This is a genomic window from Klebsiella michiganensis (genome assembly GCF_002925905.1).
GTDB classification, from domain to species: Bacteria; Pseudomonadota; Gammaproteobacteria; order Enterobacterales; family Enterobacteriaceae; genus Klebsiella; species Klebsiella michiganensis.
The window spans coordinates 238355-260565 of record NZ_PRDB01000009.1 but is presented as its reverse complement, the minus strand read 5'-3'; the positions used below and the strand labels follow the sequence as shown (position 1 = coordinate 260565).

Genomic DNA, 22211 nt, shown 5'->3' with positions numbered 1-22211 from the left:
TGCCGCTGGCGTTTTTTTGTGGCAAAGCGCTATTCGTTAAAGCGGTTCTGTTTTTGCATAAATTCCTCGACGGCAATATATGAAGCAACCTGCTCATAGAGCATTAAAATACTTAATATCAGATCGCCGCCGCTACGCAGTAAATCATCCGGGGCCGTACGACTCTTGTCATCCGATAAAAAAACAATTTGTTCAAAAATATCACTGTACTCACCATAAGCGCCAATCGGAATCTCAGCTATCGGGAGATGCTCCTGGCAATAACGCAACGCGTCTGCTGCTTTCTCCGGCAGCGAGCGCGTATGCATAAAAATAACCAGTAGTTCTCGTAACTTAACGATTAGAGCAATATTATTCATCATGCACTCCGGAAATGTGTACGGCTATACTTTCCTTCCATCGTTTTTATATACGTATTACTGATAACATCCACGTTTCGCCAAATAAAAAGCCAAAATTAAATCTCATCACGGCGAATTAAAATCGTCACTTCTTTGCTATTAAAGCTCGCACAACCGCCAGAGGAAAACAATGTTAGCAATATGTTTTATTGATTAATCTCAATATCGCTAAATGTGAATAAAAATAAATAATATTTAACAGCGATATTATTCGCGCGGTGATTATCTCCTCGGTAGAAAACCGGGGACGGAAAAAATAAAAAACCGCACGGCGAAAAGCGCCGGGCGGCTCAGGATAGTGAGGAGATTAGACCGCGCGGAAGGCTATCTCTCCGGGAATGACTTCCCCCTGCCAGTACAGCTGCGCCGCGACGCGGTCGGCCAGCTGGCGGTAGGTCTCGGTAAACTCACTTTCCGGACGCGCAACCACCGTCGGCGTCCCTTTGTCGAGGTCTTCGCGCAGGGTAATATGCAGCGGCAGCTGACCCAGCAGCTGGGTATGATATTTCTCCGCCAGCTTCTGCGCGCCGCCGGTACCGAAAATCGGCTCGTGGTGTCCGCAGTTGCTGCAGATATGCATGCTCATGTTTTCCACGATACCCAGCACCGGTACCTCGACTTTTTCAAACATCACGATGCCTTTTTTGGCGTCGATCAGGGCAATATCCTGCGGCGTGGTGACGACGACCGCACCGGTGACCGGAATGTTTTGCGCCAGCGTCAGCTGAATATCACCGGTGCCCGGCGGCATATCCAGTACCAGATAATCGAGATCCGGCCACAGCGTTTCCTGCAGCATCTGCATCAGCGCCTTGCTGGCCATCGGGCCGCGCCACACCATGGCGTTGTCGTCGGTCACCAGATAACCGATGGAGTTGGTAGCGAGACCGAATTTCATAATCGGCGCCATATGGGTGCCGTCCGGCGAAGTCGGACGCTGATCTTCCGCGCCGAGCATGGTCGGAATCGACGGCCCGTAAATATCGGCATCCAGAATGCCGACTTTCGCCCCTTCCGCCGCCAGCGCCAGCGCGAGGTTGACCGCCGTCGACGATTTACCCACCCCGCCCTTGCCGGAGCTGATGGCGATAATGTTTTTCACGCCGTTGATGCCCGGCTGATTTTTTACCCGCTGAAGCGTGGCGATGCTGTGCGTCAGCTTCCAGTCAATGGCTTTGGCGCCGGTAATGCGCAGCAGCTCGGCGCTGCACTGCTCCTTCAGCGCTTCAAACGCGCTGTTCCAGACGAACGGCATCTGAATTTCAATGTGCACGGTCTCGTCCAGCCAGGCGACGTGATGCAGCGCCTTCAGCGTAGTGAGGTTATGTTTCAGGGTTGGGTGCTGGAAATTAGCCAGGGTCCCGGCGACCATCGCGCGCAGACGCTCGGGGGATTTGGCCTGGGATTGCGAACTCATCCCGACTCCTTTGTTATTGTGAGTTGAATCTTGTGCGTTAAGTTTACCTTAAAGGGAATAATTCCCCCACCATAAGCTTTGGGCTTACCAAATTATTGCCTTTGCGGTAACATCAAAACCCCTTTTTACAATAGAAGATGTAATGCCCACTATGACTCAAGTCGCGAAGAAAATTCTGGTAACGTGCGCGCTGCCGTACGCAAACGGCTCAATCCACCTCGGCCACATGCTGGAGCACATCCAGGCTGATGTCTGGGTCCGTTACCAGCGAATGCGCGGCCACGAAGTCAACTTCATCTGCGCCGACGACGCCCACGGCACCCCGATCATGCTGAAAGCGCAGCAGCTCGGAATTACTCCGGAGCAGATGATTGGCGAAATGAGTCAGGAGCATCAGACCGATTTTGCTGGCTTCGACATCAGCTACGACAACTACCACTCCACGCACAGCGATGAAAACCGCGAGCTGTCGGAGCTCATCTACACGCGCCTGAAAGAGAACGGTTTTATCAAAAACCGCACCATCTCTCAGCTTTACGATCCGGAAAAAGGCATGTTCCTGCCGGACCGCTTTGTGAAAGGCACCTGTCCGAAGTGTAAATCACCGGATCAGTACGGCGATAACTGCGAAGTATGCGGCGCGACCTACAGCCCGACCGAGCTTATCGAGCCGAAATCGGTCGTCTCCGGCGCGACGCCGGTGATGCGCGAGTCCGAGCACTTCTTCTTCGACCTGCCGTCGTTCAGCGAAATGCTGCAGGCGTGGACCCGCAGCGGCGCGCTGCAGGAGCAGGTGGCGAATAAAATGCAGGAATGGTTCGAGTCCGGCCTGCAGCAGTGGGATATCTCCCGCGATGCCCCGTACTTCGGCTTCGAAATCCCGAACGCGCCGGGTAAATACTTCTACGTCTGGCTGGATGCGCCGATCGGCTACATGGGCTCCTTTAAGAACCTGTGCGACAAGCGCGGCGACGCCACCAGCTTCGACGAGTACTGGAAGAAAGACTCTACCGCCGAGCTGTACCACTTTATCGGCAAAGACATCGTTTACTTCCACAGCCTGTTCTGGCCGGCGATGCTGGAAGGCAGCAGCTTCCGCAAACCGACCAACCTGTTCGTTCACGGCTACGTGACGGTCAACGGCGCCAAGATGTCCAAGTCGCGCGGTACCTTTATTAAGGCCAGCACCTGGCTGAATCATTTTGACGCCGACAGCCTGCGCTACTACTACACCGCTAAGCTCTCGTCGCGTATCGATGATATCGACCTGAACCTGGAAGACTTCGTGCAGCGCGTCAACGCCGATATCGTCAACAAGGTGGTTAACCTTGCCTCGCGTAACGCCGGTTTCATCAACAAGCGTTTCGACGGCATGCTGTCCGCCGAGCTGGCCGATCCTCAGCTGTATAAAACCTTCACCGATGCGGCAGCAAGCATTGGCGATGCGTGGGACAGCCGCGAGTTCGGGAAAGCCATCCGCGAAATCATGGCGCTGGCCGACGTGGCAAACCGCTACGTTGACGAGCAGGCGCCGTGGGTGGTCGCCAAACAGGAAGGCCGCGACGCCGATCTGCAGGCCATCTGCACCATGGGCCTGAATATGTTCCGCGTGCTGATGACCTGGCTGAAGCCGGTTCTGCCGCAGCTGGCCGCCCGCGCCGAAGCGTTCCTCAACGGCGAACTGAGCTGGGATGCTATCCAGCAGCCGCTGCTCGGTCACAAGGTTAACGCCTTTAAAGCGCTGTATAACCGCATCGAAATGAAGCAGGTTGAGGCGCTGGTCGAAGCGTCGAAAGAAGAAGTGAAGGCGCTGTCAGCGCCGGTCACCGGCCCGCTGGCGGACGATCCGATTCAGGAAACTATCACCTTTGACGATTTCGCCAAAGTGGATATGCGCATCGCGCTGATTGATAACGCCGAGTTCGTCGACGGTTCCGATAAGCTGCTGCGCCTGACGCTGGATCTCGGCGGCGAGAAGCGTAACGTCTTCTCCGGCATCCGCTCCGCCTATCCGGATCCGCAGGCGCTGATTGGCCGCCTGACGGTGATGGTCGCTAACCTGGCGCCGCGCAAAATGCGCTTCGGCATCTCTGAAGGCATGGTGATGGCCGCAGGTCCTGGCGGAAAAGATATCTTCCTGCTCAGCCCGGACAGCGGGGCTCAGCCGGGCCAGCAGGTCAAGTAAGTCTGTATAAAGCGCTGCTCCGGCAGCGCTTTTTTTTGAGCGCCAGGATATTGTCGACGACATCGCCCGCCGGGTGCTGGCGCAGAAAGAAGAAAACGCTGGCATAAGCGCAAAACGACGATTCCCGAGGATACGCCCGGCACCATCGCCCAATGCTGTATACAATTAGAGATGATGATTGATTAACAAGGAATGATAATGAAATTTAACCGCAGGATGACCGCCGCTCTGGGCGCCACGCTATTGATGGCCGCGCTTGTCGGCTGCGATAACAACAAAGATGAGGTCAAAACGTTTAACAATACGATCAACGGCGTTGATCTGACCTACATCTATCACTACAAAGGCGATGTCGTCACCCGCCAGGACGCGGAGAATACTATCCCCTATCAATCTCTCGGGGTAAGTAACGAAGAGCAGGCGCGCAAGGTCATCGACCCTATCGGCGAGGCCTACAGCAAAATCAAAGGCGTTACCCACAGCGTCGACTATAAAGAGAACGTCGCGCAGGAACACCTCTCCATCGACTTTAATCAGGCTAAAATCAGCGAGCTGTGTCACTTGCCGGGGGCCAGTTTTTCCGACTGTTCACAAAAGTTCATTTCGCTGAGCGAGTCGGAGAAATTGCTGAAATCGCAGGGTTTTAAAGAAGTGAAACAGCCCTGACTGGTGCGGAGTACTCCCGGCTTGCGCTGCGCTGAGCCGGGCTACGGAGCCGGCTCAGGCGTTTACGCCGCAAGCCGGGGAGGCATATCAGGATTTCGCGTGTTCGCGCTCGGTCAGTCCGCGCAGAAAGTAGCGCAGGAACTGGTCGCCGCATTCGCGGAAGTTTTTATGATCCGGGGCGCGCATCATGGCGGTGATTTCCGGCATCGAGACGCGGAATTTCTGCTGGGTGAGGATAGCGAGAATATCATCCGTCTTCAGGGAGAAGGCAATACGCAGCTTTTTCAGCACGATATTATTATTCACCCGGCGTTCGACCGCCAGCGGCGGCGCGGACGCATCTTTACCACGTTTGTCGTAAATCAGGCCGTTGAGGAAATTCGACAGCACGATATCCGGGCAGCGCACAAACCCCTCTTCGTCTTCTTTTTTCAGCCAGGGAACCAGCTGTTCCGCGCTGACCGGCGCATCCGCCAGGGCAAAAATACGAACCAGGCCGCTGTTATTGGTTTTCAGGGTGTAGCGCAGGCTACGGAGAATATCGTTACTGATCATATTGCCTTCATGATGAAAAAATCTGCCGCTAAGTCTATCACGATTCCGCCGTTTTACAGCCCAATCGCCTCTTTCAGGCTCTTCAGGTAGCGGCGGCTGACCGGCACCGTTTGCCCGGCGCGCATCAGCAGCTCCGCCTGGCCGTTCTCCTCAAAGCGGATCTCCTTGAGATGGGACATGTTGACCAGGTACTGACGATGGCAGCGCAGCAGCGGCGTTCGGCTCTCGAGCGTGCGCAGGGTGAGCTCGGTAAAGCCCTCCTTCCCTTCGCGGTCGGTCACGTAAATCCCGCTCATCCGGCTGCTGACGAAGGCCACGTCTTCCATCTGCAGCAGCCAGATCCGGCTGTGTCCGGTGCAGGGAATATACTTTAGCGCCTGCTGGGTATCGTCGAGCACGGTCATATCCTGCAGGCTGCGTTCCTGGCGCAGGCGAAAGAGCGTTTTTTCCAGCCGGGCGGACTCAATCGGCTTGAGTAAATAATCAAACGCGTGCTCTTCAAAGGCCTTCACCGCGTACTCGTCAAACGCGGTGAGGAACACGATATAGGGCCGATGCTGCGGATCGAGCATGCCGACCATCTCCAGACCGCTGATGCGCGGCATCTGGATATCCAGAAACAGCACGTCCGGGCGCAGCTTATGTACCGCGCCAATCGCCTCGACGGCATTCCCGCATTCGCCAACGATCTCAATATCAGACTGGGTCTCCAGCAAAATACGCAGGTTTTCACGCGCCAGCGGCTCGTCGTCGACAATTAATACTTTTAACATGCGCTTTCCTCCAGAGGCAGTCTCAGCGTGACGCGGGTAAAACATTCCGGCTCGCAGGTTACGGTGATCCCGCAGTCGGTGCCAAAGCGCGCCCGCAGCCTGCGGTCGACCAGGTTCATGCCCAGCCCGCTGGCGCTGGGTTTGTCCTGGTACAGCCCGGCATTATCTTCAATATCCAGCTGCAGCCAGCGCTCTTGCTGACTGGCGCGGATGGTGATTTCGCCCACCCCAAGGTGCTGCGAAGTCCCGTGTTTAATTGCGTTTTCGACGATTGGCTGCAGGGTAAACGCCGGTAGCTGATGCTGCCCCAGCGCCTCGGGCACCAGCATATGAATCTGCAAATTGGTCTGAAAACGCGCTTTCTCAATCTGCAAATAGGCGTTCACATGTTCGATCTCATCGGCCAGGGTCACGATCTCCGCTGGTCGTTTCAGGTTTTTGCGGAAAAAGGTCGACAGGTACTGCACCAGCTGCCCGGCCTGGTCGCTATCGCGGCGAATCACCGCTTTTAGCGTATTCAGCGCGTTGAACAGGAAGTGCGGGTTCACCTGGGCGTGCAGCAGCTTGATTTCCGACTGCGTCAGCAGCGCCTTTTGCCGCTCATACTGTCCGGCCAGGATCTGCGCCGACAGCAGCTGCGCAATTCCCTCCCCCAGCGTGCGGTTGATGGAGCTAAACAGGCGGTTTTTCGCTTCATAGAGTTTAATGGTACCGATGACCCGCTGATTTTCGCCGCGCAGCGGGATAACCAGCGTCGAGCCCAGCTTGCAGTTCGGATGAATCGAGCAGCGATAAGGCACCTCGTTGCCGTCGGCGTAAACGACTTCGCCGGTATCTATCGCCTTTTGGGTATAGAGCGAAGAGATGGGTTTGCCCGGGAGGTGGTGATCGTCGCCGATCCCGGTAAACGCCAGCAGCTTGTCGCGATCGGTTATCGCCACCGCGCCGATATCCAGCTCCTGGATCAGCACCTGCGCGACCTTCATGCTGTTCTCTTCGTTGAACCCCTGGCGCAGGATCCCCTCCGTCGAAGCGGCGACCTTCAGCGCCGTAGCCGAGAAGGCCGAGGTATATTTTTCAAACATCGCTCGCTTATCCAGCAGGATGCGCATAAATAGCGCCGCCCCGACGGTGTTGGTGACCATCATGGGCGCGGCGATGCTTTGTACCAGATGCAGGGCATCTTCGAACGGGCGAGCGATAAGCAGAATAATCAGCATCTGCACCATCTCGGCGAAAAAGGTGATCGCGCCGGCGGTGAGCGGGCTGAAGACTTTGTCCGGCCGCCCGCGTTTGACCAGAATACTGTGTACCAGCCCGCCGAGTAGCCCTTCTACGATGGTGGATACCATACAGCTTAGCGCGGTCATACCGCCCAGCGAGTAGCGGTGAAGCCCGCCGGTCAGCCCCACCAGGCCGCCAACCACCGGCCCGCCCAGCAGGCCCCCCATCACCGCGCCGATGGCGCGCGTATTGGCGATCGAGTCTTCGATATGCAGCCCGAAGTAGGTACCGAGGATGCAGAAAATGGAGAAGGTTACGTAGCACAGGAGCTTATGCGGCAGCCGGACGGTGACCTGCATTAACGGGATGAACAGCCGCGTTTTGCTCATCAGCCACGCAATGACCAAAAACACGCACATCTGCTGAAGCAGCAGCAACACCAGATCAAACTCGTACATACCCGCAGACCACACTTCATTTGAAAGCGCGTAACATACACTGCTTGCTTATAACTTTCTTTGAAGCAATACATGAAAATGATAATTCATGTTCAGGATCACATTTCTTCGCGTCTCGCTGGGCCAAATCTGTACAAAAAACAGACAAAAATTCCCGCTTCGGCAAACAGCTTCTACAGTTAATGGAGGAGAACACAGCGGGAGGAGAAAATGGCGCTTTATACAATCGGCGAAGTGGCCCAGCTTTGCGATATCAATCCCGTGACGTTACGCGCCTGGCAGCGGCGCTACGGATTACTGAAACCCCAGCGTACCGACGGCGGCCACCGCCTGTTCAACGAATATGAGATAGACCGGATTCGCGAAATTAAACGGTGGATTGACTCCGGCGTGCAGGTGGGGAAAGTGAAAACGCTGCTGATGGATAATGAGCAGGAGATGGCTGACGGCTGGCGCAAGCAGCAGGAAATTTTGCTCGGTTATCTGCAAAACGGTAGCTATCATCGCCTGCGTATGTGGCTTAAGGAGCGCAACCACAGCGAGTCAGCGCAAATTCTGGTGAAGCACCTGATTAATCCTTTACGCCAGCGCCTGCTTAGCCCGCAGCCCACGCTGCTGGCGCTACGGGGCATCCTTGATGGTATTCTGATTAATCATATCGCCCGCACTCTTTCATCCACGGCAAAATATCCCGGCAGCCATGCGCTGATTATCGGCTGGAATGTGAACGATATCACCCGGCTATGGCTGGAGGGCTGGATAGCCAGCGAACAGGGCTGGCGGGTGGACATTCTCGCCCATTCGCTGAACCAGCTCCGGCCGGAGCTTTTCCCGGAGAGTACGCTGATGGTCTGGTGTGGAGAAGCGCCCTGTAGCGCCCAGGTCAATCAAATGCGCCTCTGGGAGCAGCAGGGGCAGATTATCTGGCTGAATCACGCCACCGCCACGTCTCCCGGAGGCGGCGCCTGACGCGCCTGTCCGGGCTACGGGTTACCAGCAATCTGTGGCCCGGTAGCCCGGCTAAGCGCAGCGCAAGCCGGGTAGAAGCCGCAGCAATGCCATGTCGCGGCACATTCCCCGGGTTGCGGCGTAAACGCCTTACCCGGGCTACCGGCCCGCAGACGGTGATGAACCGTAGCCCGGCTAAGCGCAGCGCAAGCCGGGTAGAAGCCGCAGCAATGCCACGTCGCGGCACATTCCCCGGGTTGCGGCGTAAATGCCTTACCCGGGCTACCGGCCCGCAGACGGTGATGAACCGTAGCCCGGCTAAGCGCAGCGCAAGCCGGGTAGAAACCGCAGCAATGCCATGTCGCGGCACATCCCCCGGGTTGCGGCGTAAACGCCTTACCCGGGCTACCGGCCCGCAGACGGTGATGAACCTGTATCCCGGCTAAGCGCAGCGCAAGCCGGGGGGGTTGTCGTAGCTAAAAAGCAATTAATGTTTTATTAACACCTGCGCTTCACCGTATAATCCCTGCGTTAACATCAGGAGCCTATTATGAAGCCAGCGAAAATTGCGGTGATTACCCTGTTCTTATTTATGGCCATCAGCGGCATCGGCGGCGTGATGCTGGCCGGTTATTCATTTATTGTTCGCGGTGGTGTCGGCTGATTCGCCGGTTCAGCCGTTCAAACCCCCGGTCGACGATAATCGCCGCCAGCGCCACCAGCAGCGCCCCCTGAATCACATAAGCGGTATTAAATCCGCTGAGGCCGATAACAATCGGCGTGCCGAGCGTATTCGCGCCGACGGTTGAAGCAATGGTCGCCGTACCGATATTGACGATGGTCGAGGTACGAATTCCGGCCAGCATCACCGGCGCCGCCAGCGGCAGCTCAACTTTTATCAGCCTCTGCCAGCCGGTCATCCCCATTCCCTGAGCGATAGCTAACACACCGGACGGTACCGCCCCAATCCCGGCCAGCGTGCCCTGCAAAACCGGTAAGATGCCGTACAGCACCAGCGCAATAAGCGCGGGCTGCCAGCCAAACCCCATCACCGGAACCGCAATCGCCAGCACCGCGACCGGCGGAAACGTCTGCCCCATTGCGGCAATCGTCTCCACCAGCGGGCGAAACTCATGCCCCGCCGGACGGGTAACCGCAATCCCGGCGACGACGCCTACCACCGTAGCCGCGAGGCTGGAGAGCGCCACCAGCCAAAAGTGCGCCAGGGTAAGAGAAACAAAACTCTCCTGCTGATAAACCGGACGCGGCAGTTCGGGAAACAGCGCGCTGAACAGCGGCGCGCTGTAGGGCAACGCCAGCAGCAGCGCGATAAACATGGCGCTGAGCCACAGCAGCGGATCACGCAGCACCTTCACGCCGGGCCTCCTCGCGCAGCAGGTCGGCAAAATGCAGCGTCCCGCAGGCCTCTCCCTGCTCATCGACCACCGGCAGCACCTCGCGGCGATGAGCAACGAACTGCGACAGCGCCTCGCGCAGGGTCATCGTCACGTTTAACGCATCCCCCGCCAGGCGCTCATCGCGGCGCAGATAATCACTCACGCCGCGTAGCGACAGCAGGCGCACGCCCAGTTCGCTACGGCCAAAGAACGTCTCCACAAACGCATTTTTTGGCTCAAGCAGCATCTGCAGCGGCTCGCCCTGCTGTACCACTTCGCCGCCGTCCATCAACACCAGATGGTCCGCCAGCCGCAGCGCCTCATCGATATCGTGAGTCACCAGCACAATAGTGCGTCCCAGCAGGCGATGAATGCGGATCATCTCCTGCTGCAAGGCTTCGCGCGTCACCGGATCGAGCGCGCCGAAGGGTTCATCCATCAGCAGCACTTCCGGGTTGGCCGCCAGCGCGCGCGCCACGCCGACGCGCTGCTGCTGGCCGCCGGAAAGCTGATGCGGGTAGCGTTCGCGCAGGCCCGGCTCCAGCCCCAGCAAGGCCATCAGCTCATCGACCCGCGCCTGGGTCTTCTGCTGCGACCACTTTTGCAGCTGCGGGACGGTGGCAATGTTCTGCGCCACCGTCCAGTGGGGGAACAGGCCGATGGACTGGATGGCGTAGCCCATTCTGCGGCGCAGTTCGAGCACCGGCTGCTGGCGAATATCCTGCCCGGCGAAACGGATCGTCCCGCTGTCGTGCTCCACCAGGCGATTAATCATCTTCAGCGTGGTCGACTTCCCCGAGCCGGAGGTGCCAATCAGCACCGAAAATGCCCCCTCGCGCAGATGCAGATTGAGGTTTTTCACCGCAGGCTCTCCGGCAAAGGCTTTATTGACGCCGTCGAACTCAATCACGGGCCTCTCCTTTCAGTAATGCGCCCCACAGCGCGAATAACGCATCCACCACCACCGCCAGCGCGATGGTCGGGATAACCCCCAGCAGCACCAGATCCAGCGCGCTGCTGAGCAGCCCCTGGAAAACCAGCGCGCCGAAGCCGCCCGCGCCAATCAGGGCCGCCACCACCGCCATACCCACGGTTTGTACGCTGACCACCCGCAGGCTGCGCAACAGCACCGGCAACGCCAGCGGTAGCTGTACCTGACGAAAGCGCTGCACGCCGCTCATCCCCATCGCCGTCGCGCTCTCCAGCGCTTCGCGCGGCACCTGCTGAAGGCCGATCGTCACCCCGCGCACCAGCGGCAATAGCGCATACAGTACTAGCGCAATCAGCGCCGGCGTGATGCCGGTACCGGAAACGCCGAGCTGCGCCAGCGACGGAAACTGGCGCGCCAGCCCGGCCAGCGGCGCGATAAGCAGGCCAAAAAGCGCGACGGAGGGAACGGTCTGAATCACGTTGAGAACGGCAAAAACCGGCGATTGCCAGCGGGGGTAGCGCCAGAGCCAGACGCCAACGGGCAAGCCAATCAGCAGCCCCGGCAGCAGGGTCCCCAACAGCAGCGTCACATGCTGGGACAGCGCATCGTCAAACACCTCGCGGCGATTGAAATACTCTTTCAGCAAAGAGAGGCCATCGAGCGCGCCGAGCCCCAGCAGCAGCGCGGGCAGCAGCCAGACCTGCGCGTTCAGCAGCCAGCGCCACAGGGCTCGGGTCGTCAGGCGACGAACGGCATCGCTGGCGATAAGCAGGCACAGGGCCAGCGCCAGCCACAGGCCGCTTCCCGGCGAGGTGCGGGCCAGCGGAGAACCGCTCTGAGCCAGCTGTACCGCCGCACTGCCGGCTCCCCACAGCAATAAAGGCAGCAGCAGATCCGCCAGCAGGAAGATAACCAGCAGCGGGAGACGCCCGGGACGCCAGCTCAGCAGCGCTATCAGCAGCCCTGCCGCCCCCTGTACGCCCGCCAGCCACGGCCAGACCTGCCATAGCCAGCGCCCCTCGCCCGATAACAGCCGGTTAGGCGCATAGTTGATAAACGGCAGCGCCATCGCCAGCAGCAGGAGGAATGCCAGCAGCAGCGCAACCCGGTTACAGCAACGAGTGGTCACGCGCGCCCTACTTCAGCAGCCCTTTCTGTTGCAGATAGTCGGCGGCGACTTTCTTCGCATCCAGGCCCTCAACCGCAATACTGGCGTTCAGCTTTTGCAGCGTCTTTTCATCCAGGCTGGCGAAGACCGGCTGTAGCCAGTCGGCTATCTGCGGATACGCTTTTAACACCGCTTCACGTACGACCGGCGTGGGCGCATAAATCGGCTGCACGCCCTTCGGGTCGCTCAGGGTTTGCAGACCCAGCGCGGCGACCGGGCCATCGGTACCGTAGGCCATCGCCGCATTCACGCCGGAGGTTTGCTGCGCCGCCGCTTTGATGGTGACCGCCGTATCGCCGCCCGCCAGCGACAGCAGCTGATTTTGCTTGAGCGTGAAGTCGTAGGCTTTTTCAAACGCCGGCAGCGCGTCCGGCCGTTCAATAAATTCCGCCGAGGCGGCCAGCTTAAAGTCACCGCCCTTTTTCAGATAGCCGGCAAGGTCGCTTAATGAGGCGAGGTGGTTTTTCTCCGCCAGATCCTGACGGACGGCGATAGTCCAGGTGTTGTTGGCCGGAGCCGGGGTAAGCCAGATGAGCTTATTCTTTTCCGCATCCAGCTTTTTAACTTTTTCGTATCCCTGCTGCGCGTTTTTCCACGCCGGGTCGTTCTCCTCTTTGAAGAAGAACGCGCCGTTGCCGGTATATTCCGGGTAAATGTCCAGCTCTCCGGCGGTTATCGCCCCGCGCACCACCGGGGTGGTGCCGAGCTGGATTTTATTGACGGTTTTCACCCCATGGCTTTCCAGAACCTGCAAAATAATATTGCCGAGCAGCGCCCCTTCGGTGTCAATTTTTGAGCCGACCTTAACCGGCTCCGCCGCCTGCAGCGGCAGGCTTATCAGGGCCGCCAGCGCCAGCGTGCCGGACCACATACTTGCCTTAATCATCCTCACGTCCCTCTTTAATTTGCGCTCCATTAACAGGAGCTTAAGCAAAAAGCGTAGTTCATTTGGGGCGGAGCGGAAAAAGAAAAGGCCGATAAATCGGCCTTTGGGGTAAGGAATGCCTGTTCCCGGGTGGCGGCCGCAGCCTTACCCGGGCGACAAATCACCATTACAGCAGTTCAAACTCGCTCTGCTTCACGCGGGCGGAGTCGACGCCGATAAAGACGTTGAATTTACCCGGCTCGGCGTCGTACTTCATCTGCTGGTTCCAGAACTTCAGCGCTTCAACGTCAATCGGGAAGCTGACGGTTTGCGTCTCGCCCGGCTTGAGGGTCACCTTTTTAAAGCCGCGCAGCATTTTCACCGGACGGCTCATGGAAGCGGTAACGTCCTGCAGATAAAGCTGAATCACCGTCGCCCCTTCGCGCTTGCCGGTATTGGTTACCTGCACGCTGGCGGTCACGCTGCCGTCGCGCTGCAGGGTCGGCGCCGACATTTTCACGTCGGAAACGCTAAAGGTGGTGTAGCTCAGGCCGTAGCCAAACGGATAGAGCGGGCCGTTGGCTTCATCAAAGTAGCGCGAGGTGTACTTGTTTGGCTTATCCGCATTGTACGGGCGACCGGTGTTGAGATGGCTGTAGTAGGTCGGGATCTGCCCGACCGAGCGCGGGAAGGACATGGGCAGCTTGCCAGACGGGTTGTAGTCGCCGAACAGCACATCGGCAATGGCGTTGCCGCCTTCGGTACCGGCAAACCAGGTTTCGAGGATCGCATCAGCCTGCTGATCCTCTTTCACCAGCGCCAGCGGACGACCGTTCATTAGCACCAGCACCAGCGGTTTACCGGTCGCTTTCAGCGCGCTAATCAGAGCGCGCTGGCTCGGCGGCAGGGTGATGTCGGTGCGGCTGGAGGCTTCGTGGGCCATGCCCTGCGCCTCGCCAACCACGGCAACCACCACGTCAGACTGCTTCGCCGCCGCCACGGCTTCGTCAATCATCTCCTGCGGCGAGCGCGAGTCAACCTGCACCGCTTTCTCGTACAGATTGAGGAAGTCGACGATGCCTTTATCGTCAGTGACGTTAGCGCCTTTGGCATAGATAATCTTGCCTTTGTCGCCCAGCGCGTTCTGCAAACCGGTCAGTACGGTGACCGACTGATCGGCCACGCCCGCCGCCGACCAGCTGCCCATCATGTCGCGCTTGCTGTCGGCCAGCGCGCCGATTACCGCGATAGTGCCCGATTTTTTCAACGGCAGCGTATCGAGGCGGTTTTTCAGCAGCACCAGGCTTTCGCGCGCCACTTCGCGCGCTTCTTTGCGATGCAGGCGGCTTTCGGCGTTGGTATCCTGCGGATCGGAATCTTTCGGCCCCAGGTGGCTATACGGGTCGTTAAACAGGCCCATATCATATTTCACGTTCAGCACGTGGCGGGTCGCGTCATCCAGCTCCGCCATTGTCACCTTACCGGATTTCACCAGTCCCGGCAGATACTTGCTGTAGTACTCGTCGCTCATGCTCATATTGATGCCGGACTTCAGCGCCACGCGCACCGCGTCTTCCGGGTCCGACGCCACGCCGTGTTTGATCAGCTCTTTGATAGCGCCATGGTCGGAGACGGTGATGCCTTTAAAGCCCCACTGGTCGCGCAGCACGTCCTTAAGCAGCCAGGCGTCGGAGGTCGCCGGGGTACCGTTGAGCGAGTTGAGCGCCACCATAACCGCGCCGCTGCCCGCATCCAGCCCCGCTTTGTAGGGCGGCATATAGTCGTTGAACAGGCGCTGCGGGCTCATATCAACGGTGTTGTACTCTTTGCCGCCTTCGACCGCGCCGTAGGCGGCAAAGTGCTTGACGCTGGTCATCACCGAGTAGCGATCCGCCGGGCTTTTCCCCTGCATCGACTCCACCATCGCCCTGCCCATCTCGGTGGTCAGGTAGGTATCTTCCCCGAACCCTTCCGAAGCGCGGCCCCAGCGCGGGTCGCGGGAGACGTCGACCATCGGCGCCCAGGTCATGTTCAGGCCATCATCGGCCGCTTCGTAAGCCGACACCCGCCCGACGGTGTTCACCGCGTCGAGGTTAAAAGAGGAGGCCAGGCCAAGGCTAATCGGAAAGACGGTACGCTGGCCGTGGAGCACGTCATAGGCGAAAAAGAGCGGGATTTTCAGGCGGCTGAGTTCCATCACCTGATCCTGCATAATGCGGATATCATGGCGGGTCACGGTGTTAAAAATCGCCCCCACCTGGCCTTCTTTGATCATCTCGCGGATGGCCTCTTTCGGGTTATCCGGGCCGACGCTAATTAAGCGCAGCTGACCGATTTTTTCATCCACCGTCATTTTCGTCAGCAGTTCCGTCACAAACGCATCCCGCGCCTGCGGCGTTAGGGGATGATTGCCGAACAATTCATCCGCCAGCGCCGGTTGCAGCGCCAGGCTCACAGCGACGCCTACAGTACAAAGCCATTTCATTTTTATCCCTCATTGTTCCAGTCGACCAGATCGGCGAAAAGATAGCAAAAATCGAAGTCTGCCATAAACATAAACGAGACGCCTGAATAAAGCGCGCGTTGTTCTCTGATTTTTCGAAACATTGATGCATCAAATTGTCATACAAAGCGCTATTCTTATTTTTGATAATTTTGTACCACCACAAGGAGTGGAACATGTCATCTGCAACAACCTATAACAACGCTTTTCTGGCTGAACTCGCCCGTCTGGTCGGCTCGTCCCATCTGCTCACCGACCCGGCTAAAACCCAGCGCTACCGTAAAGGCTTTCGCTCCGGCCAGGGCGACGCGCTGGCGGTGGTCTTTCCCGGTACCCTGCTGGAGCTGTGGCGCGTGCTGAACGCCTGCGTCAACGCCGATAAAATCATTCTGATGCAGGCGGCCAACACCGGCCTGACCGAAGGCTCAACGCCGAACGGTAACGATTATGACCGCGATATCGTCATTATCAGCACCCTGCGCCTGGATAAACTGCATCTGCTGGATAAAGGCGAGCAGGTGCTGGCTTATCCCGGCACGACGCTCTATTCGCTGGAAAAAGCGCTGAAGCCGCTGGGTCGCGAACCGCACTCGGTCATTGGTTCATCCTGCATCGGGGCATCGGTGGTCGGCGGGATCTGCAACAACTCCGGCGGCTCGCTGGTACAGCGCGGCCCGGCGTATACCGAAATGTCGCTGTACGCGCAAATTGATGAAAACGGCAAGCTGACGCTGGTGAACCACCTCGGCATTGACCTCGGCACCACGCCGGAGCAAATCCTCAGCCGCCTCGACGACGAACGGGTTAAAGATGAGGATGTGCGCCACGACGGTCGCCATGCCCACGATCATGATTACGTCACCCGCGTGCGCGACGTGAATGCCGATACCCCGGCGCGCTACAACGCCGACCCGGACCGCCTGTTTGAATCCTCGGGCTGCGCCGGCAAGCTGGCGGTGTTTGCCGTGCGCCTCGATACCTTCCCGGCGGAAAAACGCCAGCAGGTGTTCTACATCGGCACCAACCGCCCGGACGTGCTGACCGAAATTCGCCGCCATATTCTCGCCGAGTTCAACCATCTGCCGGTGGCGGGCGAGTATATGCACCGCGATATTTACGACATCGCCGAGCAGTACGGGAAAGACACCTTCCTGATGATCGACAAGCTCGGCACCGATAAAATGCCGTTCTTCTTTACCATGAAGGGCCGCACCGACGCGATGCTGGAGAAAGTGTCGCTGTTTAAGCCGCACTTCACCGACCGCTTTATGCAAAAGCTGGGTCACGTCTTCCCGTCGCACCTGCCGGAGCGAATGAAAACCTGGCGCGATAAATACGAACACCATCTGCTGCTGAAAATGGCGGGCGACGGCATCGAAGAGGCTCAGGCCTGGCTCGGGGAATATTTCCAGAATGCCGAAGGGGATTTCTTCGTCTGCACCGCAGAAGAAGGCAGCAAAGCCTTCCTGCACCGCTTTGCCGCCGCGGGTGCGGCGATCCGCTACCAGGCGGTTCACGCCGATGAGGTGGAAGATATTCTGGCGCTGGACATCGCCCTGCGCCGTAACGACACCGAATGGTTTGAGCATCTTCCCGCCGATATCGATAGCCAGCTGGTGCATAAGCTCTATTACGGCCACTTTATGTGCCACGTTTTCCATCAGGATTACATCGTGAAAAAAGGCGTCGATGCCCACGAACTGAAAGAGAAAATGCTGGCGCTGCTGAAGGAGCGGGGCGCCCAATATCCGGCCGAGCATAACGTCGGCCATCTGTATGAAGCGCCGGAAAGCTTAAAACGCTTCTATCGCGAAAACGATCCCACCAACAGCATGAACCCGGGGATTGGCAAAACCAGTAAGCAAAAATACTGGGGCGAAGCGCAGGATAAACCGACGAGCGCGACCGAACCGCAATAATCCGCACGGGGGACTGTTCAGCCGCGGGGCTTCTGTATTACGCTGCACGCCGGAGAAATTTCCTCTCCGGCAAACCCGTTTAAGGAATTAACCCATCATGTCCGCAGTGGATAAGCTACACGACGCTGACTTAGAGATCCGCGAAGCGCTGCCCGATGACGCCCACGCTATCGCCGCGCTGTACGTCTGGCACGTGCTCAATGGACGCGCCTCTTTTGAAGAGATCCCGCCAACCGTGGATGAGATGCGCAAGCGAATCAAAACCGTGCGCGATAGCGGGCTGCCGTGGCTGGTTGCCCTGTGGCGCGGCACCATCGTCGGCTACTGCTACGCCACCTTTTACCGCCCGCGTCCGGCCTACCGCTACACCCTGGAAGAGTCGATTTACGTTGAGGCGGGAATGGGGGGACACGGTATCGGCAGCGCCCTGCTCTCCCGGTTAATTGAGAAATGCGAACAGGGACCGTGGCGACAAATGCTGGCGATTATCGGCGACGGCCACAGTAACGCCGGGTCGATTGCGATTCATAAAAAGTTCGGTTTTAGCGTGGCGGGTCAGCTGCGCAGCGTCGGCTATAAGATGGGCGACTGGCGGGATACCTTGATTATGCAGCGCCCGCTCGGCGATGGCGACTGGACGCTGCCGGAGTAACCCCCCGGCTCGCGCTGCGCTTAGCCGGGCTACGGTACAGCGCGGTTCGGTAGCCCGGATAAGGCGTTTACGCCGTAATCCGGGGAAATGGGGGTTAATCGTTCTGCGCGGTCTGCGCGCCGCCTTTCAGCATCGCATCGGCCATCTGCGCTTCACGCTGCTTTTTATAGCTGAGCGCGGAAGCCGGAACCGGCATCACTTTTCCCGTTTCAATCCACGTTCTCAGGCGGCTGGCGTCGGCGAAGTGGGTATATTTGCCAAACGCATCCATCACCACCAGCGCCACCGGGCGCTGATTAATCACCGTACGCATAATCAGGCAGTGGCCCGCCGCGTTAGTAAAGCCGGTTTTGGTCAGCTGAATATTCCAGTTATCGCGGTAGACCAGATGGTTGGTATTGCGGAACGGCAGCGTATAGGCCGGATGGGCGAATGTCGCCATATCTTCTTTGGTGGTGCTCAGTTGGCCAATCAGCGGATACTGCTCGCTGGCGATCAGCAGCTTAGTCAGATCGCGGGCGGTAGAGACGTTATGAATCGACAGACCGGTGGGTTCAACGTAGCTGGTGCGGGTCATCCCCAGCGCCTGCGCCTTGGCGTTCATCGCGCGGATAAACGCGCCGTAGCCGCCCGGGTAATGGTGCGCCAGGCTGGCGGCGGCGCGGTTTTCCGACGACATCAGCGCCAGCAGCAGCATATTGCGGCGGCTGATTTGGCTGTTCAGGCGCACCCGTGAATAGATCCCTTTCATTTCAGGCGTCTGGCTGATATCAACGGTCAGCATCTCATCAAGGGGCAGATGGGCATCAAGGACCACCATCGCGGTCATCACCTTGGTGATCGACGCCATCGGGCGAACCAGGTCCGGCTGGCTGGCATAGATGATTTTTTTGCTGGCAAGGTCGACGATCATCGCGCTGCCGGAAGCGATATCCGGCTGGGAGGCGGTAACCGCCGTGGAGGTTTTAGCCAACGCCTGGGGCGCAAAAGGCACAGCCAGCAGCAACGTCAGGCTGAGCAAAGAAACTCGAAATTTGGTCATCGTGAACATTCTGAAAAGTATTTTTGCACGTTATGAACGTACGCCGCGGCGCTGGGGTGATGACGCCGCTGGCAAAAATCATCATACCTTGTCAGAACGCGAGCTGGCTAATAAGAATCGTGAACAAATGCTGCATTGCCGACATAAAAATCTATTTATGCCGGCAATGAGTTAAATCAGAAGAGCCGATATCCGTATCCCCAGAGAATAACGGTGATCGCCAGCAGCACTTCCAGCACCAGCACCCCTATCGCCAGAGTCGAGCTGGCGAAGCTCAACCCCTCTTCTTTGTTGATCCCCAGGAACGTGGGAATACCGAGATACAGCAGATAGCCGGTGTAAAGCAGCGCGACGGTCCCGACCAGCGCGCACAGCCACACCAGCGGATAGAGCGCCACGAGCCCGCTGAGGAAAAGCGGCGTGGCGACATAGCCGGCGAAAACCATACAGCGCTTAAGGGAAGGCCGCTGCGGATAGCTTCGTGCCATCCACCAGATAACCCGCCCCATCACCGCAACCCCGGCGAGCATCACGGCATAAAACAGCACCGCCAGGGCCAGCCCGGTCATCAGCGACAGTTTTACCACCGTGCCGTCGCCGAAGTTCCAGCCCAGCTGCGTGGTGCCAATAAAGGCGCAGATAACCGGAACCGCCGCCATGACCAGCACATGGTGCGTATAGTGATGCGAAACGGTTTCGTTTTCGCTTTTAATAACGCTCATCTCTTGATTAGGATGAGAGAAGAGCCCCCAGACATGGTTCATAGCGTCCCCCTTGTCACGGCGTGGTACAGCACTGATCCAAGTATAATTCACCTTGTAGATTATTTTGTGTACAGCGAGAAAAATGCGCTTCCCCCGCATTTTTATCATCAGGGTGTATGATTAAGGGACTGACGTTTTATGGAGTTAATCTTTATATGGATATCAATAACCTGATTTCCCAGTACGGCTACGCGGCGCTGGTCATTGGCAGCGTGGCGGAAGGCGAAACCATCACGCTGCTCGGCGGCGTGGCGGCACATCAGGGATTATTGAAGTTCTGGCTGGTGGTTATCTCGGTCGCCCTCGGGGGGATGATTGGCGATCAGCTGCTTTATTTACTCGGCAGGCGCTTTGGCGGACGGATTCTGCGGCGATTCGCACGCCAGAAAAAGCGGATCCAAAAGGCCCAGCGGATGATCCAGCGTCGCCCCTACCTGTTTGTCATCGGCACCCGCTTTATGTACGGCTTTCGGGTTATCGGCCCGCTGCTGATTGGCGCCAGCCGCCTGCCGCCGAAGGTGTTTCTGCCGCTGAATATTGTCGGCGCGATTATCTGGGCGTTAATTTTTACCACGCTCGGCTATCTCGGCGGGGAAGCGATTGGCCCGTGGCTGCATCATCTGGATGCGCATCTGAAGCACTGGATCTGGCTGATTCTGGCGGTGGTGCTGGTGGTTGCGGCGCACTGGTGGCTAAAGCGCCGCGAGGCAAAGAAGAAAGAGTGACGAGAGTTCCCGGATGGCGGCGTAAACGCCTTATCCGGGCGACAACCCCACAGATCGCATGGGCCTGTAGCCCGGCTAAGCGCAGCGCGAGCCGGGAAACAGAACTACTTCGCCGCCTGATGATACCCGCCGCCCAGCGCGGAGGTCAGCTGGATGCTGGCATCAAGCCACTGGCCGTGCAGACGCAGCGCGGTGACGCGCTCCTGCAGCGCCGGCAGCTTCGCCAGGCTGACGCGCGAGCCGGAAATAATCCCGGCGTTCATCCGCGCCTGCGCCAGCGCGACCATCCGCTGAGCATCTTTTTCAACCTGCTGCTGCTGCTGATTTTTCGCCATCAGCGTTTCCATCTGGCTGGCGGTTTTCGCCACCTGATTAACCGCATCGACCACCGCTTTGTTGTACTTCGCTATCGACAGGGCATTTTGCGCGCTGGCGATATCCAGATTCGCGTTCAGGCGGCCGCTATCAAAGATCGGCAGGGTCAGCCCGGCGGTGACGCCCATCTGCTGGGCAGAGTGGCGGAACAGATCGCTGAGATGCAGGGCATCCTGCTGCAGGAAGGCCATCAGGTTGATATCCGGATAAAACGCGGCTTTCGCGGCATCAACTTCGCTTAATGAAGCCTCGATATACCAGTGGGCGACCTGCAGGTCAGGGCGTCGCGCCAGCAGCTCATATCCCAGCTGGTTGGGCATTTGCGCGCTGACGGCGGGTAAATCCGCTGGATGAAGATTCAGCGCCTGGCTCTGGCTGTTGGTCAGCGCCATCAGCCGCGCTTCAATCTCCTTCATATTGCCCGCCACGTCGGCGAGCTGCTGATCGGTTTTACTGACGTTAATATCGTTCTCGGCCCCTTCGGCCGAGTTGGTGATCCCGCGTTGATACAGCGCAGTATCCACGGTAACGACATTATTCTGTTCGCGCTTCACCTGCGTCAGCACGTTTTTAATGGCCGCTTCGGTCTGCCACTGCCAGTAAAGGCGGGCGACGCTGCCGGCCAGCAGTTCGCGGGTCTGGGCTTCTTCAGCGACCTGTGCTTTGACTTCACCGATGCGCGCTTTGAGCAGCGCGCGGTTTTTACCCCACAGGTCCAGATCCCATCCGGCGGTCAGTCCGAAGGTGCCGTTGGTGTACCACGGTCCGGTATTGCCGTCGGTATCGGTGGCAAACGGCCCCATCAGCCCCTCGGAGGACATTTTCTGCCGTTCAATATCGGCGGAAAAATCCAGGTTCGGCCCCAGGCTGGATTGCGACATCCGCGCCTGCGCTTCCGCCAGCCTGATGCGCTGTTCGGCAATCTGCATGTCCGGCGCATTGGCTAAGGCACGCTGAATCAGGCTATTGAGCTGAGGGTCATGGTAATCCTGCCACCAGTTGCTCTGCGGCCAGCCGTTTTTCACGGCGGCGGGCAGTTCCGTTGCGACGTGGGATGCCGGGGTTTGCTGCTGGAGCGGCTTGCCAGTATCGTGCGATGGCGCGCAGCCCGCCAGCGCGATAACCAGTGGCAGGCCAGCCAACGCGCGTTTGCTCAAAGTCAGGTTCATGAAATCGGTCAGATGATTAAATAAGGTCGGGTATATTAAGCTACTTGCATCCTTGCCGTTTAGTAAAGCGTGTG

Annotated in this window: 21 protein-coding genes; 8 read left to right on the top strand and 13 right to left on the bottom strand. The window is 58.3% G+C overall.

The window, feature by feature from the left end:
* Positions 1 to 29: 29 nt before the first annotated feature.
* Both CDA56_RS19625 and apbC read right to left on the bottom strand, forming a co-directional pair.
* Positions 30 to 359 (bottom strand): hypothetical protein, encoded by a 330-nt coding sequence (locus CDA56_RS19625; RefSeq protein WP_004852607.1) that lies wholly within the window; start codon positions 357 to 359, stop codon positions 30 to 32.
* A gap of 349 nt (positions 360 to 708) precedes the next feature.
* Entirely contained in the window at positions 709 to 1818 is a 1110-nt protein-coding gene (gene apbC, locus CDA56_RS19620; RefSeq protein WP_004103811.1) for an iron-sulfur cluster carrier protein ApbC, read from the bottom strand.
* A 151-nt stretch (positions 1819 to 1969) separates the two neighbouring features.
* Between apbC and metG the strand changes: the two genes are divergently transcribed.
* Both metG and CDA56_RS19610 read left to right on the top strand, forming a co-directional pair.
* The gene (gene metG / locus CDA56_RS19615) at positions 1970 to 4003 is read left to right on the top strand and encodes a methionine--tRNA ligase (protein WP_103815403.1); all 2034 of its coding nucleotides are present in this window, start codon (positions 1970 to 1972) and stop codon (positions 4001 to 4003) included.
* Positions 4004 to 4201: 198 nt separating this feature from the next.
* Positions 4202 to 4669 (top strand): YehR family lipoprotein, encoded by a 468-nt coding sequence (locus tag CDA56_RS19610; protein ID WP_014839039.1) that lies wholly within the window; start codon positions 4202 to 4204, stop codon positions 4667 to 4669.
* 87 nt (positions 4670 to 4756) lie between these two features.
* On the opposite strand, the gene CDA56_RS19605 is transcribed toward CDA56_RS19610, so the two are convergent.
* Genes CDA56_RS19605 through CDA56_RS19595 form a run of 3 tightly spaced genes read right to left on the bottom strand, consistent with a single transcriptional unit; the run spans position 4757 to position 7679 of the window.
* Positions 4757 to 5224: a YehS family protein gene (locus tag CDA56_RS19605; protein ID WP_004852612.1), complete on the bottom strand. Its 468-nt coding sequence runs from the start codon at positions 5222 to 5224 to the stop codon at positions 4757 to 4759.
* A 53-nt stretch (positions 5225 to 5277) separates the two neighbouring features.
* The gene (gene btsR / locus CDA56_RS19600; RefSeq protein WP_103815405.1) at positions 5278 to 5997 is read right to left on the bottom strand and encodes a two-component system response regulator BtsR; all 720 of its coding nucleotides are present in this window, start codon (positions 5995 to 5997) and stop codon (positions 5278 to 5280) included.
* Positions 5991 to 7679, bottom strand: a complete 1689-nt coding sequence (locus CDA56_RS19595; protein ID WP_004852614.1) for a sensor histidine kinase — start codon at positions 7677 to 7679, stop codon at positions 5991 to 5993. Before CDA56_RS19595 ends, btsR begins: the two co-directional genes overlap by 7 nt.
* Before the next feature lie 210 nt (positions 7680 to 7889).
* On the opposite strand from CDA56_RS19595, the gene CDA56_RS19590 reads away from it, so the two are divergent.
* The 3 genes from CDA56_RS19590 (at position 7890) to CDA56_RS19585 (ending at position 9291) form a co-directional block, all read left to right on the top strand.
* Positions 7890 to 8648, top strand: coding sequence for a MerR family transcriptional regulator (locus CDA56_RS19590; protein WP_103815407.1), 759 nt, complete (start codon positions 7890 to 7892; stop codon positions 8646 to 8648).
* Between the two features lie 158 nt (positions 8649 to 8806).
* The gene (locus tag CDA56_RS30740; protein WP_133163270.1) at positions 8807 to 9073 is read left to right on the top strand and encodes a hypothetical protein; all 267 of its coding nucleotides are present in this window, start codon (positions 8807 to 8809) and stop codon (positions 9071 to 9073) included.
* A 104-nt stretch (positions 9074 to 9177) separates the two neighbouring features.
* Entirely contained in the window at positions 9178 to 9291 is a 114-nt protein-coding gene (locus CDA56_RS19585; RefSeq protein ID WP_004103838.1) for a protein YohO, read from the top strand.
* Here the strand turns inward: CDA56_RS19585 and CDA56_RS19580 are convergent.
* The 5 genes from CDA56_RS19580 to bglX all read right to left on the bottom strand — a co-directional run bounded on the left by CDA56_RS19580 (position 9266) and on the right by bglX (position 15473).
* Positions 9266 to 10003, bottom strand: coding sequence for an ABC transporter permease (locus tag CDA56_RS19580; protein WP_014230132.1), 738 nt, complete (start codon positions 10001 to 10003; stop codon positions 9266 to 9268). The genes CDA56_RS19585 and CDA56_RS19580 overlap by 26 nt on opposite strands.
* On the bottom strand, positions 9987 to 10934 hold the full coding sequence (locus CDA56_RS19575; protein ID WP_103815409.1) for an ABC transporter ATP-binding protein: 948 nt from the start codon (positions 10932 to 10934) through the stop codon (positions 9987 to 9989). Before CDA56_RS19575 ends, CDA56_RS19580 begins: the two co-directional genes overlap by 17 nt.
* Positions 10927 to 12084, bottom strand: a complete 1158-nt coding sequence (locus tag CDA56_RS19570) for an ABC transporter permease (RefSeq protein ID WP_025106765.1) — start codon at positions 12082 to 12084, stop codon at positions 10927 to 10929. Before CDA56_RS19570 ends, CDA56_RS19575 begins: the two co-directional genes overlap by 8 nt.
* 7 nt (positions 12085 to 12091) lie before the next feature.
* The gene (gene osmF, locus CDA56_RS19565; RefSeq protein WP_014839043.1) at positions 12092 to 13009 is read right to left on the bottom strand and encodes a glycine betaine ABC transporter substrate-binding protein OsmF; all 918 of its coding nucleotides are present in this window, start codon (positions 13007 to 13009) and stop codon (positions 12092 to 12094) included.
* Between the two features lie 166 nt (positions 13010 to 13175).
* Complete coding sequence (gene bglX, locus CDA56_RS19560; protein WP_071846086.1) at positions 13176 to 15473, bottom strand: beta-glucosidase BglX; 2298 nt, start codon at positions 15471 to 15473, stop codon at positions 13176 to 13178.
* 194 nt (positions 15474 to 15667) lie between these two features.
* Here bglX and dld point away from each other — a divergent pair, with 194 nt between their 5' ends.
* Complete coding sequence (dld, locus tag CDA56_RS19555) at positions 15668 to 17410, top strand: D-lactate dehydrogenase (protein ID WP_025106762.1); 1743 nt, start codon at positions 15668 to 15670, stop codon at positions 17408 to 17410.
* 97 nt (positions 17411 to 17507) lie between these two features.
* Positions 17508 to 18062 carry a GNAT family N-acetyltransferase gene (locus tag CDA56_RS19550; RefSeq protein ID WP_103815411.1) on the top strand — a complete coding sequence of 185 codons (555 nt, stop codon included), beginning with the start codon at positions 17508 to 17510 and terminating at the stop codon, positions 18060 to 18062.
* Between the two features lie 94 nt (positions 18063 to 18156).
* Here the strand turns inward: CDA56_RS19550 and pbpG are convergent, their stop codons facing one another.
* Entirely contained in the window at positions 18157 to 19104 is a 948-nt protein-coding gene (pbpG, locus tag CDA56_RS19545) for a D-alanyl-D-alanine endopeptidase (protein WP_103815414.1), read from the bottom strand.
* Positions 19105 to 19280: 176 nt separating this feature from the next.
* Positions 19281 to 19868 carry a Yip1 family protein gene (locus tag CDA56_RS19540; protein ID WP_004122818.1) on the bottom strand — a complete coding sequence of 196 codons (588 nt, stop codon included), beginning with the start codon at positions 19866 to 19868 and terminating at the stop codon, positions 19281 to 19283.
* 155 nt (positions 19869 to 20023) lie between these two features.
* Between CDA56_RS19540 and CDA56_RS19535 the strand changes: the two genes are divergently transcribed.
* The gene (locus CDA56_RS19535; RefSeq protein ID WP_014230139.1) at positions 20024 to 20593 is read left to right on the top strand and encodes a DedA family protein; all 570 of its coding nucleotides are present in this window, start codon (positions 20024 to 20026) and stop codon (positions 20591 to 20593) included.
* 104 nt (positions 20594 to 20697) lie between these two features.
* Here CDA56_RS19535 and mdtQ read toward each other — a convergent pair whose 3' ends face one another.
* Positions 20698 to 22137: a multidrug resistance outer membrane protein MdtQ gene (gene mdtQ, locus CDA56_RS19530; RefSeq protein WP_046877137.1), complete on the bottom strand. Its 1440-nt coding sequence runs from the start codon at positions 22135 to 22137 to the stop codon at positions 20698 to 20700.
* Positions 22138 to 22211: the final 74 nt, after the last annotated feature.

Bases quoted from the DNA above. Each gene is read 5' to 3' on its own strand.
- metG (WP_103815403.1), top strand. From the start codon at position 1,970: ATGACTCAAGTCGCGAAGAAAATTCTGGTAACGTGCGCGCTGCCGTAC.
- CDA56_RS19625 (WP_004852607.1), bottom strand. From the start codon at position 359: ATGAATAATATTGCTCTAATCGTTAAGTTACGAGAACTACTGGTTATT.
- CDA56_RS19550 (WP_103815411.1), top strand. From the start codon at position 17,508: ATGTCCGCAGTGGATAAGCTACACGACGCTGACTTAGAGATCCGCGAA.
- btsR (WP_103815405.1), bottom strand. From the start codon at position 5,997: ATGTTAAAAGTATTAATTGTCGACGACGAGCCGCTGGCGCGTGAAAAC.
- CDA56_RS19595 (WP_004852614.1), bottom strand. From the start codon at position 7,679: ATGTACGAGTTTGATCTGGTGTTGCTGCTGCTTCAGCAGATGTGCGTG.
- CDA56_RS19610 (WP_014839039.1), top strand. From the start codon at position 4,202: ATGAAATTTAACCGCAGGATGACCGCCGCTCTGGGCGCCACGCTATTG.
- CDA56_RS19540 (WP_004122818.1), bottom strand. From the start codon at position 19,868: ATGAACCATGTCTGGGGGCTCTTCTCTCATCCTAATCAAGAGATGAGC.
- CDA56_RS19535 (WP_014230139.1), top strand. From the start codon at position 20,024: ATGGATATCAATAACCTGATTTCCCAGTACGGCTACGCGGCGCTGGTC.
- CDA56_RS19605 (WP_004852612.1), bottom strand. From the start codon at position 5,224: ATGATCAGTAACGATATTCTCCGTAGCCTGCGCTACACCCTGAAAACC.
- osmF (WP_014839043.1), bottom strand. From the start codon at position 13,009: ATGATTAAGGCAAGTATGTGGTCCGGCACGCTGGCGCTGGCGGCCCTG.
- pbpG (WP_103815414.1), bottom strand. From the start codon at position 19,104: ATGACCAAATTTCGAGTTTCTTTGCTCAGCCTGACGTTGCTGCTGGCT.
- mdtQ (WP_046877137.1), bottom strand. From the start codon at position 22,137: ATGAACCTGACTTTGAGCAAACGCGCGTTGGCTGGCCTGCCACTGGTT.
- CDA56_RS19585 (WP_004103838.1), top strand. From the start codon at position 9,178: ATGAAGCCAGCGAAAATTGCGGTGATTACCCTGTTCTTATTTATGGCC.
- dld (WP_025106762.1), top strand. From the start codon at position 15,668: ATGTCATCTGCAACAACCTATAACAACGCTTTTCTGGCTGAACTCGCC.
- bglX (WP_071846086.1), bottom strand. From the start codon at position 15,473: ATGAAATGGCTTTGTACTGTAGGCGTCGCTGTGAGCCTGGCGCTGCAA.
- apbC (WP_004103811.1), bottom strand. From the start codon at position 1,818: ATGAGTTCGCAATCCCAGGCCAAATCCCCCGAGCGTCTGCGCGCGATG.
- CDA56_RS30740 (WP_133163270.1), top strand. From the start codon at position 8,807: ATGAACCGTAGCCCGGCTAAGCGCAGCGCAAGCCGGGTAGAAGCCGCA.
- CDA56_RS19590 (WP_103815407.1), top strand. From the start codon at position 7,890: ATGGCGCTTTATACAATCGGCGAAGTGGCCCAGCTTTGCGATATCAAT.